This window comes from Idiomarina sp. X4, assembly GCF_002808045.1.
In the GTDB taxonomy this organism is placed as follows: Bacteria; Pseudomonadota; Gammaproteobacteria; order Enterobacterales; family Alteromonadaceae; genus Idiomarina.
Genome location: NZ_CP025000.1, coordinates 1,347,448 through 1,359,124, shown reverse-complemented (window position 1 = coordinate 1,359,124; position 11,677 = coordinate 1,347,448). Strand labels below are relative to the sequence as shown.

Annotated in this window: 13 protein-coding genes; 3 read left to right on the top strand and 10 right to left on the bottom strand. The window is 47.9% G+C overall.

Annotated elements, in window-relative coordinates:
• Position 1: 1 nt before the first annotated feature.
• From ntrC to glnA, 3 genes are all read right to left on the bottom strand, one after another.
• Positions 2-1,432, bottom strand: coding sequence for a nitrogen regulation protein NR(I) (gene ntrC / locus CWC33_RS06500; protein WP_100691282.1), 1,431 nt, complete (start codon positions 1,430-1,432; stop codon positions 2-4).
• The gene (gene glnL / locus CWC33_RS06495) at positions 1,425-2,483 is read right to left on the bottom strand and encodes a nitrogen regulation protein NR(II) (protein ID WP_088767256.1); all 1,059 of its coding nucleotides are present in this window, start codon (positions 2,481-2,483) and stop codon (positions 1,425-1,427) included. The genes ntrC and glnL overlap by 8 nt, the downstream gene beginning before the upstream one ends.
• Positions 2,484-2,554: 71 nt before the next feature.
• Complete coding sequence (glnA, locus tag CWC33_RS06490) at positions 2,555-3,964, bottom strand: glutamate--ammonia ligase (protein ID WP_100691281.1); 1,410 nt, start codon at positions 3,962-3,964, stop codon at positions 2,555-2,557.
• A 348-nt stretch (positions 3,965-4,312) separates the two neighbouring features.
• Between glnA and typA the strand changes: the two genes are divergently transcribed.
• Positions 4,313-6,151, top strand: coding sequence for a translational GTPase TypA (gene typA / locus CWC33_RS06485; RefSeq protein ID WP_100691280.1), 1,839 nt, complete (start codon positions 4,313-4,315; stop codon positions 6,149-6,151).
• Between the two features lie 79 nt (positions 6,152-6,230).
• Here the strand turns inward: typA and trhA are convergent, their stop codons facing one another.
• Both trhA and CWC33_RS06475 read right to left on the bottom strand, forming a co-directional pair.
• Positions 6,231-6,896: a PAQR family membrane homeostasis protein TrhA gene (gene trhA, locus CWC33_RS06480; RefSeq protein ID WP_100691279.1), complete on the bottom strand. Its 666-nt coding sequence runs from the start codon at positions 6,894-6,896 to the stop codon at positions 6,231-6,233.
• The gene (locus CWC33_RS06475) at positions 6,893-7,171 is read right to left on the bottom strand and encodes a DUF3081 domain-containing protein (protein WP_088767252.1); all 279 of its coding nucleotides are present in this window, start codon (positions 7,169-7,171) and stop codon (positions 6,893-6,895) included. Before CWC33_RS06475 ends, trhA begins: the two co-directional genes overlap by 4 nt.
• A 174-nt stretch (positions 7,172-7,345) precedes the next feature.
• Between CWC33_RS06475 and CWC33_RS06470 the strand changes: the two genes are divergently transcribed.
• Positions 7,346-7,960 (top strand): TetR family transcriptional regulator, encoded by a 615-nt coding sequence (locus CWC33_RS06470; protein WP_100691278.1) that lies wholly within the window; start codon positions 7,346-7,348, stop codon positions 7,958-7,960.
• A gap of 5 nt (positions 7,961-7,965) precedes the next feature.
• Here CWC33_RS06470 and CWC33_RS06465 read toward each other — a convergent pair whose 3' ends face one another.
• The 5 genes from CWC33_RS06465 to CWC33_RS06445 form a co-directional block, all read right to left on the bottom strand.
• The gene (locus CWC33_RS06465) at positions 7,966-8,466 is read right to left on the bottom strand and encodes an MgtC/SapB family protein (RefSeq protein WP_088767250.1); all 501 of its coding nucleotides are present in this window, start codon (positions 8,464-8,466) and stop codon (positions 7,966-7,968) included.
• Positions 8,466-8,984 (bottom strand): NADPH-dependent FMN reductase, encoded by a 519-nt coding sequence (locus tag CWC33_RS06460; RefSeq protein ID WP_100691277.1) that lies wholly within the window; start codon positions 8,982-8,984, stop codon positions 8,466-8,468. The genes CWC33_RS06465 and CWC33_RS06460 overlap by 1 nt, the downstream gene beginning before the upstream one ends.
• A 16-nt stretch (positions 8,985-9,000) precedes the next feature.
• On the bottom strand, positions 9,001-9,639 hold the full coding sequence (locus tag CWC33_RS06455) for a DUF2959 domain-containing protein (RefSeq protein WP_100691276.1): 639 nt from the start codon (positions 9,637-9,639) through the stop codon (positions 9,001-9,003).
• A complete protein-coding gene (locus CWC33_RS06450) occupies positions 9,636-9,878 on the bottom strand; it encodes a YqaE/Pmp3 family membrane protein (RefSeq protein WP_088767247.1) in 243 nt (80 codons plus the stop codon). Before CWC33_RS06450 ends, CWC33_RS06455 begins: the two co-directional genes overlap by 4 nt.
• Before the next feature lie 119 nt (positions 9,879-9,997).
• Positions 9,998-10,714, bottom strand: a complete 717-nt coding sequence (locus CWC33_RS06445) for an SDR family NAD(P)-dependent oxidoreductase (protein WP_100691275.1) — start codon at positions 10,712-10,714, stop codon at positions 9,998-10,000.
• Between the two features lie 66 nt (positions 10,715-10,780).
• Here CWC33_RS06445 and CWC33_RS06440 point away from each other — a divergent pair, with 66 nt between their 5' ends.
• On the top strand, positions 10,781-11,635 hold the full coding sequence (locus tag CWC33_RS06440; RefSeq protein ID WP_100691274.1) for a virulence factor BrkB family protein: 855 nt from the start codon (positions 10,781-10,783) through the stop codon (positions 11,633-11,635).
• Positions 11,636-11,677: the final 42 nt, after the last annotated feature.

Below are 11,677 nucleotides of genomic sequence, written 5' to 3'. Positions count from 1 at the left end.
TTTACTTTAGCAGATTTTTCCGTTTTCGGGTCAGCGTGTTCCGGCCCCACCCCAGCCACAGTGCGGCTTTCTGTTTATGTCCGTGAAACCGGTTTAATGCGTGCTCAAGCGCGGCTTTTTCAAACTCTTTTTGATAGCTCTCTAATACTGCTTCGCTATCATCGGGCAGCCTTTTAAGTTCACCGACTAATAGACCTAACCAGTCGTCAAAAGGTTCACTTTCGCTGCGCTCGCGGGGAGTTTTTAATCGCTCCCTTTTATCGTTTTCCCGGTGAACAATATCATCCGGTAAGTCATCGATACCCACCCGCTGGCCCGGCGCCATAACCGTCAACCAGCGACAGGTATTTTCAAGTTGGCGCACGTTGCCCGGCCACTCATACGCTTTTAGAACACTTAACGCGTCTTTAGACAGTTTTTTCACTGCAACACCAAGTTCTTCGGAAGCAGTTTCCAAAAAGTGTTCAGCTAACGTGGGAATATCATTCTGGCGTTTTCTTAACGGCGGTAACTTCAGTCGAATCACATTCAGGCGATGATAAAGGTCGTCTCGAAACAGCCCCTTTTCCACCAATGTTTCCAGCGACCGGTGTGTCGCAGCAATAACCCGAACATCCACCTCTACCGGTTGATGCGCCCCCACCGGATAAAACTGCCCTTCGGCTAATACACGCAGCAGCCGGGTTTGGACCGGCAACGGCATATCGCCTATTTCATCCAAAAACAGCGTACCGCCATTGGCTTGCTGAAAACGACCAATGCGTTTTTTGTCCGCCCCGGTAAAAGCACCACGCTCATGCCCAAACAGTTCTGACTCGATGAGATCAGCCGGAATAGCAGCCATATTCAGAGCAATGAAAGGCTCCTCAGCTCTCGGACTGTGCTTATGTAGTGCACGAGCGACTAACTCTTTACCTGTACCCGTTTCACCAGTGAGCAATACACTCACACTCGATGACGACAGTCGCCCAATGGCACGGAAAACATCCTGCATGGCCGGTGCATCACCAATAATTTCAGGCACTTTGGCCGTTTTCGGCTGCTGCGAACGTTGTCTATTTTCAGCCAGGTGTCGTAAAGCCCGGTCTACTGTCGTCAACGCTTCATCAATATCAAATGGCTTCGGTAAATACTCAAAAGCCCCACCCTGAAAGGCTTTGACGGTCGTATCTAAGTCAGAATGCGCCGTCATGACCACGACCGGCATACCGGGGTAGTTCTCTTTTAGTTTTTCCAGCACAGCCAGTCCGTCATCGCCGGGCATGCGAATATCCGTCATGACGACGCTGGGTTGGTGCTGTTCAAGCGCGTTAAAAAACGAATCGCTGTCGGAAAACGCGCGCACTTGATAACGGCTGTTTGCGAACGCTTTTTCCAGTACCCAACGAATGGAGTCATCGTCATCGATAATCCATAAACTCGCGTCAGTCATTCCCAGAGCCCTCACTTACATAAGGTAAATAGACAGAAAATTGAGTGCGCCCAGGTTCTGAGTTCACCTCAATTTTGCCTTTGTGCTGATGCACGATGGTTTGCGCCAGCGACAACCCCAACCCGGTGCCTTCCGCCCGGCCACTGACTAACGGATAAAATAGCGTGTCCCGCAATGCGTCCGAAATACCCGGGCCGGTATCAATAAAATGCACCACGGCACATTGCCGATAACGCTCACCGAACAGTGTCTGCTGATGCTCGACCCGCGTTCTTACCGTCAGCTTCCCGTTACCATTCATTGCCTGCGCCGCATTTTGTGCGATGTTCAAAAACACCTGTTCGCAGCTTTCTTCAACAATCATGATGTCCGGCAGCGATGGGTCATAGTCACGCGTGATCGTTAGCGTATCGCCATATTCATAAGACAGGGTCTTTGCGACACGCTCGGTTATTTCATGAATATTTACCCACCCCCGTTTACCGGGTTTCATCGGACCTAACAGACGGTCAACCAAAAACCGTAGCCGGTCAGACTGACTGATAATTAAGTCCGTGTATTCTTTCAGGTAGTCATCATTTAACTCACGGGCAAGCAACTGTGCCGCGCCGCGCAATCCACCTAACGGGTTTTTAATTTCATGCGCCATACCACGCAGTAAATGCTGAGTTGCATACAGCTGGTTACGCTGTTGGTCTTCCTGATTAATGCGACGCAACTGATCCGCCTTACGAAGTTCCATCAGCAATTGCGTTTGACCGCTGTCCTGTATCGTCTGAATGCACACATCAACGGTAATTCGATGCCCGGAATGTAAGGTGAATTCCACATCGGTATTTAACACTCGCTGCTCATATTGAAAGCAGTTTGCAATGGTCTCACTGGCCAGCGAGCATTGAAAAAATGCCGTCGAAAAGGGCTCGCCGAGCAGTCGCTTAGCGCTGTGATCAAGCAACGATTCTGCTGCTGAATTGACATAGCGTATGGTGAAATTCTCGTCTAAAACGAGTATCCCGGTCAGAAGCTGGTTGATTAAAGTATTTGTGTTCACAAGGAGAGAATAGCGTACGCACCAAATTGGTGCAATTAAAAAGGGCGGTATAAACCGCCCTTTACAGGTTGTTAAACGCTGTAGTACATATCGAACTCTACCGGGTGGGTAGTTTTCTTCAATGTCTCTACTTCGTTGTATTTAAGACCAATATAAGCGTCGATCATGTCATCGTCCATGACGCCGCCTTGCTTCAGGAAGTCACGGTCTTTGTCCAGTGCTTCCAGCGCCATTTCTAACGAATGACAAACGGTTGGAATGTCTTTCGCTTCTTCTGGCGGCAAGTTGTATAAATCCTTGTCCATTGCATCACCCGGGTGAATCTTGTTACGAATACCGTCAAGACCAGCCATAAGCAGTGCAGTGAAACACAGGTAAGGGTTCGCACTTGGGTCAGGGAAACGCACTTCAATACGACGCGCTTTAGCACTCGACACCAACGGAATGCGAATGGATGCAGAACGGTTACGCGCTGAGTAAGCCAGCATCACCGGTGCTTCAAAGCCTGGCACCAAACGTTTATAAGAGTTCGTTGATGCGTTAGCGAAGGCATTAATCGCACGAGCGTGTTTCACAATACCGCCAATGTAATAAAGCGCCGTTTCGCTTAAGCCAGCATATTGGTCACCTGCGAACAGGTTTTCGCCGCCTTTATTCAGTGACATGTGCACGTGCATACCTGAGCCGTTATCGCCCACTAAAGGCTTAGGCATAAAGGTGGCTGTCATGCCATAAGAATGAGCAACATTGTGCACAACATATTTGTAAATCTGCAGCTCGTCGGCTTTGGTTGTTAAGGTGTTGAAACGGGTCGCTACCTCGTTCTGACCAGCTGTCGCCACCTCATGGTGGTGCGCTTCAACCACTAAGCCCATGTCTTCCATAACCAAACTCATGGTGCCACGAATGTCGTGAGCTGAGTCGACCGGTGGTACCGGGAAGTAACCGCCTTTCACGCCCGGACGGTGAGCCATGTTGCCTTCCGAGTACTCACGACCTGAGTTCCACTCTGCTTCATCCGCATCAATTTTATAGAACGAACCGCTCATATCAGTACGGAAACGAACATCGTTGAAAAGGAAAAACTCTGGCTCCGGACCAAAGTAAGCTTCATCGGCAATGCCAGAACTGCGCAGGAACTCTTCCGCACGTTTGGCGATAGAGCGTGGGTCACGGCTGTAACCTTGCAGTGTTTCAGGCTCTAAAATGTCGCAACGAATGTTTAACGTCATTTCATCAGTGAACGGATCCAGTACGGCTGAATCATTGTCAGGCATTAACACCATGTCCGATTCGTTAATGCCTTTCCAGCCTGCAATTGACGAGCCGTCAAACATTTTACCTTCTTCGAAGAAGTCGTCATCGATTTGCGACACCGGAATAGTGACGTGTTGTTCTTTACCCTTAGTATCGGTAAAGCGTAGGTCGACGAATTTTACGTCGTTTTCTTTAATGGTATCGAAAATCTTATCAGCTGACATGTTGTCCTCCAGTAGACAGCGTCTTTAAAAAGTAACAGCCACAGTATAGCAAAGCCTGTGCCAATTTACTTTTTATTAAAAATCAATCAGTTACTTCAGTGTCATTTTTGCGCAAACTTACTTGCGCACCATTACCGTTCATTACGCACCATTAGGGTGCATTCGATCACCGACAGTCACAAATTCGGAACAGAATGAGTGCCGGTTTATTCGACAAAAATAACGAACAAAAAACAATCAGGTCTTTTTTAATATCGTCTAAGCAGGTAGAATACGCCGCTATTTTTCATAAACCCCCGTCGGAAGGGTTGGGTTTACACTCACTACCGACAAACACAGGCTTTCTTAATGACAACTCAGGCATTTGATATCAATAAGCTTCGCAACATTGCGATTATTGCGCACGTAGACCATGGTAAGACGACACTCGTAGATAAGTTGCTCCAGCAATCCGGTACACTCGAAAGTCGTGGTGAGCTCGAAGAGCGCATCATGGACTCGAACGATCTGGAAAAAGAACGCGGCATTACTATTTTGGCCAAAAACACCGCCGTTAACTGGCAGGACTACCGCATCAACATTCTAGATACTCCAGGGCACGCTGACTTTGGCGGTGAAGTTGAACGCGTACTTTCTATGGCAGACTCTGTATTACTGGTGGTCGACGCTGTTGACGGTCCTATGCCACAAACACGTTTCGTCACACAGAAAGCATTCGAGCACGGTTTGAACCCAATTCTTGTTATCAACAAAATCGACCGCCCGGGCGCTCGTCCTGACTGGGTCATGGATCAGGTCTTCGACTTATTCGATAACTTAGGTGCCACCGACGAACAGTTAGACTTCCCAGTGGTTTACGCGTCGGCATTGAACGGTTGGGCGACTCGCGAAGAGGACACGGTTGGCGAGAACATGACACCGTTGTTCGAAACTATCGTCAATGAAGTTAGCCACCCAGACGCCGACCCGGACGCTGACTTACAGATGCAAATTTCACAGCTGGATTACTCAAGCTACCTTGGTGTTATCGGTATTGGTCGTGTGACCCGCGGTAGCGTGAAAGTCAACCAACCGGTGACCATTGTGGGTGCTGACGGCAAAGAGCGTAGTGGTAAAATTGGTAAAGTCTTTAACTACCTGGGCCTTGACCGCATTGACGCTGAATCAGCTCATGCAGGCGACATTTGTGCGATAACCGGTTTGGGCGAACTGAAAATTTCAGATACCGTTTGTGCGGTTGGCGCAGCTGAAGCAATGAAGCCGCTAAGCGTTGACGAGCCAACGGTTACCATGACCTTCCAGGTCAACACCTCTCCGTTTGCGGGTAAAGAAGGTAAGTTCGTTACTTCACGTCAAATTCTTGAACGCTTACAGCAAGAGCTGGTTCACAACGTTGCGCTTCGCGTTGAAGAAACGGACAACCCGGATAAATTCCGCGTATCAGGCCGTGGTGAATTGCACTTAGGTGTATTAATCGAGAACATGCGCCGCGAAGGCTTCGAACTGGCTGTATCTCGCCCGGAAGTTATCATCAAAGAAGAAGACGGTAAGAAAATGGAACCGTATGAGTCTTTGACCGTTGATATCGAAGAGCAGCACCAAGGTGCAGTCATGGAAAAACTTGGCCTACGTAAAGCCGAGATGACAAACATGACACCTGACGGTAAAGGCCGTGTTCGTGTCGACTTCGAAGTACCAAGCCGTGGCTTAATTGGCTTCCAGACCGAGTTCATGACACTGACATCGGGTACTGGCTTGATGTACCACACGTTTGACCACTACGGCCCGCACAAAGGCGGCACTATTGGTCAGCGCGTGAACGGCGTACTCATTTCGAACGCGCAGGGTAAAGCACTGACTTACGCACTGTTTAACCTGCAAGAGCGCGGTAAGTTATTCGCAGCGCACGGCGACGAAGTTTATGAAGGCCAGGTTATTGGTATTCATAACCGCTCTAACGACTTAACCGTTAACTGTCTTAAAGGTAAGCAGCTGACGAACGTTCGTGCTTCAGGTACTGACGACGCTCAAACACTGAGCCCACCAATTAAGTACACTCTTGAGCAAGCGCTTGAGTTCATCAACGATGACGAGTTAGTTGAGGTAACCCCTGAGTCTATCCGTATTCGTAAGCGTGCTTTGACCGAGAATGAGCGTAAGCGACTGGGTCGCGAATCAAAAGGCTAATCACGCTTTAGCTGCTAAAAGAAAGCCCCGCTTAACGGCGGGGCTTTTTGTATGTGCCCGAAAGTTGCCGCAACGATGTTTAGCTGGCAGCGACAAGCTCCGGTTGCGGCAGGACAAAGTAGAAAATAGAAAAGAAGTGAAAAATACTGCCCGCTAACACGAACAAGTGCCAAATAGCATGATGGTACGGCAGTGACTTCCACACATAAAAAATGACCCCAAACGTATAAGCCAGCCCGCCTGCTACCAGTAGCATTAAGCCACCGAAATCGACATTATCTATCATGGGTTTTATTGCAATAAGCGCCATCCAGCCCAAACCTAAATATAAGCTCAGTGACAGCCATTTAATACGTTTGGTCATGGCCAGCTCAAGCACCACTCCGACAATGGCAATACCCCAGACAATCCCCAGTAACGTCCAGCCCCAGGCTCCGCGCAAATTAATCAGTGCAAATGGGGTGTAAGTACCGGCAATCAGAATATAAATAGCCGCATGGTCGAGCTGCTGAAACACCGCTTTGATATTCGGCCAGGGAAAAGCATGATAGAGCGTTGACGCCGTGTAGAGCAAAATAAGGCTCGCTCCGTAAACGCTTGCCGCAACGACGTGCCAGGCGTCGCCATAGGCGACAGACCAGAGTATCATGACGACTAAAGCCGCAATGCTTAACGCCGCCCCAATACCGTGGGTCAGCGCATGCGCGACTTCTTCCATCGCCGTATAGGCTTTATGCTGGCTCATCGCTCGTACCCTGGTGTCTCGTAACCGTCCGCAATGTTTTTTACCGCTCGAATAAATTTATCGACTTGTGACTCGTTCTCATAATTCAAGTGGTAAGAACTATGAAATTGAAGCGTCAGCGTGACTCCGTAACCTTCTAAAAAAACGGTATAGCCGTCATGATCGGTATACGCTTCTATACCGTCTAAATAATGGCGTCCCTGACGCGCTTCGCCGTGGGTCTGAATTTTTTCATAAGCATCAAGCATTAATTTTGTGTCTAGCTCGTTTTTCATGCCGCACCTCTTCTTGTTAAATGTATACCTTTATTATTGGGGTCTAAAACCATTTCGACAACCGATTTGGAACAAATGTTTGAATTTAGTTGCCTAAGTTTTTACATACACATGTGCATGATTAATTAGAATCCGTTATAATAATGAACGAATGTTAAGTAATTGGAGTTCACAATGGTTAGACGCACTAAAGAAGACGCCATGGAAACTCGCTCTAAATTACTGGACGCCGCTGAGGCGTTGTTCAGTGAAAAGGGCGTGACCCATACGTCAATGATGCACGTGGCAGAAAAAGCCGGTGTGACTCGCGGTGCGATATACCACCATTTTGAAAATAAAATGGATCTCATTGAGTCATTAATGGGACGGGTAAAACTGCCTATAGACGAAATGCGCGAGCAAATTTCAGAGGCCAGTGAGTTTGGAATTCTTGAAGAAATTAAAGCTCGTTCTAAAGAGTTTTTGGCAAGAGTTCAGAACGAACCTCAAGTTCAATCACTTGCAAGCATACTGCTTCATAAATGCGAGTATATCGACGAAGTGAATCCAATAAAGCTTCGCCATGTCAGCGGCCGGAATGAGTGTATTGATGACGTTGAAAGCCTCTTCCAGAAAGCAATAGATGCAGGCGAAATTGCCCCGACTATTGAGGCAAGAATGGCTGTTATTGGTTTATTCTCCTTGGTTGACGGGCTTATTTACAACTGGTTACTTGCACCCGACTTCTTCCCTCTGGTTGAGTACGGCAATACTGCTATAGACACTTACATCAAAGGGTTACCGCGCTAATTTCTTTAAGGCTCATTGCTGTCGCCGCGCCGCCGGCGCCAGCCACTGTACTTTCGGTGCACGCCTTTGGTCAGTGACTGAAAGGTATCTTCTAATAAGTCGACACCAAGTAAAACACCCACAATAACCAAAGAAAGTACGATACCGACACCGTACATGCCAAGCCCAACAGCAATACCGATGGCGGCTAATGCCCAAATAGTAGCGGCTGATGTGACACCGACAACAACACCATCACGCGCCAGCATCACTCCCGCACCAAGAAAGCCAACACCAGTGATAATCTGGCCGATGATGCGTGATGGATCGCCGGTTTCTGACAATACCGACGAACCACCCGCCAAAAATAGATACGTGCCGATAGTAATAAGGGCTGACGTTCTAATGCCGACGGGTTTTCCGCGAACCTGCCGTTCTATACCAACAATGGCACCACACAAAAGCGCTGTGCCTATGCCTTCCCAGGAATAAGGTCCTAATTCCTGAACCAATTGCCAATCTATCACTAACCGTTATCTCCCTGACGCAGGAAATTAATTAAAAACTCTTCGTCCATTGACGCAATAGCGCTGTCACTGGCATTGGGGCAGCTCGCACACATTGGCGCCGTCCATGCTTTTACATTTGCCAGTATATCGCGCAGATGACTGACCGCGCGTAAACCGCCCAAACCGCCCGGGGACGCGGCCGCTAGCAATACGGTTTTTCCACTCCATGCCTGCATATCAAGGCGTGAGACCCAATCAATGGCATTTTTAATCAAAGGAGATACCGACGAATTATATTCCGGACTGACTAGCACCACTTTGTCGGCAACATAAATGGCTTTCGCCAACGCCTGCATTGACTCAGGCACACCTTCAGCTTCTTCGAGATCCCCATGATAAATCGGCGCATCCAAAGCGTCAGCATCCAGCAGTTTGTGTTGTATACCATGCTTTTCTGCCACCTCCACCAGTCGGTGTTTTAGTTTCGTATTCAGCGACTCTTTGCGGCGGCTGCCCCCGATAAATAATACCGTCATACTGTCTCCTAACTGATTACTGCTTCATTGACTCAATAAAGCGATTTGACTCTTCAATAGATGCTTCCATCTCTGCAATTAACGACGAAATGTCATTTTGCAGATTGTTAAATTCACCGCGAATGGCATCTATCGCTTTGGCGTTTAGGTTGTGCTTCAGATAAAGCACGTTATCCTGCATTTTATCCAGCACGGGCTGCATTTTGTCGGCAGCCCGCTCCATCACTCGCAGGAGCTCCGCATAACGACGTTCTGTTTCACGAAGTTGGCGTTCACTTTGACGACGCATGTTGTCATTGCTGTACTCGCCAAGTTCTTCGCTCCATTCGTCGAATAAATCCTGAGCGACGTCATCCACCGCATCGATGCGATCTCTCACGTCCTCGGCTGCCGCTTTACTGTCTTCGTAATCATCATTAAGCGCGTTGTAAGTTTCTTCCAGTTCACCGCCTTCAATGTTCAACATTTCGTCAAGGCGTTCGAAAGCCGAACGAAACTCTTCCTGAGCATCAGCTTGCGAATCGCGGGCATCGTCAACGCGGTCCACGAGAATGTCACGCTTCTCAACACCAAACTTTTCCATGGTGCCATAATACGCACTTTGGCAGGCAGAAAGCGCGACGACTGCTGCTACCGGAACTATCCACTGTTTCATTTATCTTGTCCTCTTGCCGCTTTAATTAACCGTTCATCGCGCTTGCGTTGACGATAGTCATGTACCGCAATAATGGCGTGAATAATCGCAATTAAATAGACAATGCCCAGGGCGCCAATTGACACAATGAACAACACCACACCCACAACCGCTATAATTAAATTGAAAATGGCCTGGAATATTTTCCCCGTGAACAAAATAGCCAACGGCGGAAATAAAATGGCTAAAATATAAAGCATAATAACTCCTTACACTGAAAGGCCTTGCTACCAATTAACCGATATTCTCAGTGTAAAAGCAAATAACGATTACCGTTTCTTACCCAAAAGCAACGAAACCAGATCAACCCCTCATGCGATTAATAAGGCAGCTCCGTCCCATCCCAATGCCATAATTTACCGGTATCCTCTGGTTGAATCTCATTGATAACCTTAAGGATTCTTTTAGCAGACAATTCCGGTGTATACAATTTTTCGTCAGGAATCCTGCTTTGGAACGGTTTTGAGAGGGCGGTATCTGTGGTGCCAGGGTGAATAGCCGCAACAACTAGACGCTTATGAGTTCGTTTGAGCTCTATAGATGCTGTTTTCAGCAACATATTTAACGCGGCTTTACTCGCTCTGTAGGCGTACCAACCGCCCAAATAGTTGTCTTCAATGCTGCCGACTTTTGCCGACAGCTGCACCCAGAACTTCGTGTGCTTTCTGTCTAAAACTGAACTGAATGACTTTAATGCCAAAATTGGCTGAATGGCATTCACATCAAAAAGCTTGCGTAAATTGGCTTCGTTTAAGTCGCCCAATTTCTTTTCCGGAAACGTATCGTCGTCGTGCAGCATCCCTATCGTTGAAATAAGCCCGGTCAACTTGAGCCCGTGGCTTTGGAAATCATCAACAACGGTATTCAAAGCTTCCTCGCTGTAATCCTTTACTTGTATCCGCTGCACACGTTCATCCGGCGCTTCCAGTGCCTGTCTTGATACAGTAACGATGGTTTCTTCAGGGTATTCGGCTGTGAGTGCATTTGTCAGTGCTTTTCCAAGCCCGCCGCCGGCGCCCAATATCACCATTGCCATTTAACGTGTCCTCAATCATGATAGTCTTTAATAACTACGCAAATGAAAGGTAAGCGGCTCAATCGCATGAAACAAACAGACTGGAAACATTACGCGGGTGAGACTTGGCGCTTTTTAACCTATTTCGGGCGCCGGTTTAACAGCGACAGCATTAACGTGACGGCGGGGCATTTAACCTATGTTAGCCTACTCTCACTAGTGCCGCTGCTGGTTGTCATGTTTACCATTTTTTCAGCGTTTCCGGTTTTTGAAGAGCTAAAAGGCAATTTGGAACAGGCGTTGTTCGCGAACTTATTGCCAACCTCTGGCGAGCAGCTGCAGGAATACATCAATGAATTTGTCGCCAATGCGTCAAAAATGACGGCGGTGGGTGTCGGCTTTTTGTTTATTGTTGCCATTACGCTCATGTCGGCCATTGATAAGGCATTAAACAATATCTGGCGCGACGTAAACAAGCGCCACTGGCTGGTCTCTTTCGCAGTATACTGGATGTTACTCACCTTAGGTCCATTACTGATTGGTTCAGGACTTGCCGCAACGTCTTACCTTATTTCACTCAGCCAGTTCGCTGATGAGTATATTTCCGGCGTCCGCAGCTTTACCTTATGGATGGTGCCGGTCGCTACGTCGTTTATATTTTTCACGTTAATGTATCAATTGGTCCCAAACCGCCAGGTAAAACTTCGGTACGCTGCCTTTGGCGCCGTTATTGCGGCCATTTTATTTGAGCTAAGCAAGCAACTTTTTTCATTATACATCACTTCATTTCCGACCTATCAAGCCATTTACGGGGCGTTGGCCACCGTACCCATTCTGATTATTTGGGTTTACCTGTCGTGGATGATTGTCCTCACAGGTGCTGTGTTAACGGTCAGCCTCGAGGAGTACCAGCAATTACCGGAAGAGCCGACTTCTGATTGACCTGCGGCTGTTTTTAAAAGACCATAACAGGTTCGTTTAAAC

Excerpts from the sequence above, each read along its gene's own strand:
- typA (WP_100691280.1), top strand. The coding sequence starts at position 4,313 with ATGACAACTCAGGCATTTGATATCAATAAGCTTCGCAACATTGCGATT.
- CWC33_RS06445 (WP_100691275.1), bottom strand. The coding sequence starts at position 10,714 with ATGGCAATGGTGATATTGGGCGCCGGCGGCGGGCTTGGAAAAGCACTG.
- CWC33_RS06460 (WP_100691277.1), bottom strand. The coding sequence starts at position 8,984 with ATGACGGTATTATTTATCGGGGGCAGCCGCCGCAAAGAGTCGCTGAAT.
- CWC33_RS06440 (WP_100691274.1), top strand. The coding sequence starts at position 10,781 with ATGAAACAAACAGACTGGAAACATTACGCGGGTGAGACTTGGCGCTTT.
- CWC33_RS06450 (WP_088767247.1), bottom strand. The coding sequence starts at position 9,878 with ATGCTTTATATTTTAGCCATTTTATTTCCGCCGTTGGCTATTTTGTTC.
- ntrC (WP_100691282.1), bottom strand. The coding sequence starts at position 1,432 with ATGACTGACGCGAGTTTATGGATTATCGATGACGATGACTCCATTCGT.
- CWC33_RS06455 (WP_100691276.1), bottom strand. The coding sequence starts at position 9,639 with ATGAAACAGTGGATAGTTCCGGTAGCAGCAGTCGTCGCGCTTTCTGCC.
- CWC33_RS06475 (WP_088767252.1), bottom strand. The coding sequence starts at position 7,171 with ATGAAAAACGAGCTAGACACAAAATTAATGCTTGATGCTTATGAAAAA.
- CWC33_RS06470 (WP_100691278.1), top strand. The coding sequence starts at position 7,346 with ATGGTTAGACGCACTAAAGAAGACGCCATGGAAACTCGCTCTAAATTA.
- trhA (WP_100691279.1), bottom strand. The coding sequence starts at position 6,896 with ATGAGCCAGCATAAAGCCTATACGGCGATGGAAGAAGTCGCGCATGCG.
- glnA (WP_100691281.1), bottom strand. The coding sequence starts at position 3,964 with ATGTCAGCTGATAAGATTTTCGATACCATTAAAGAAAACGACGTAAAA.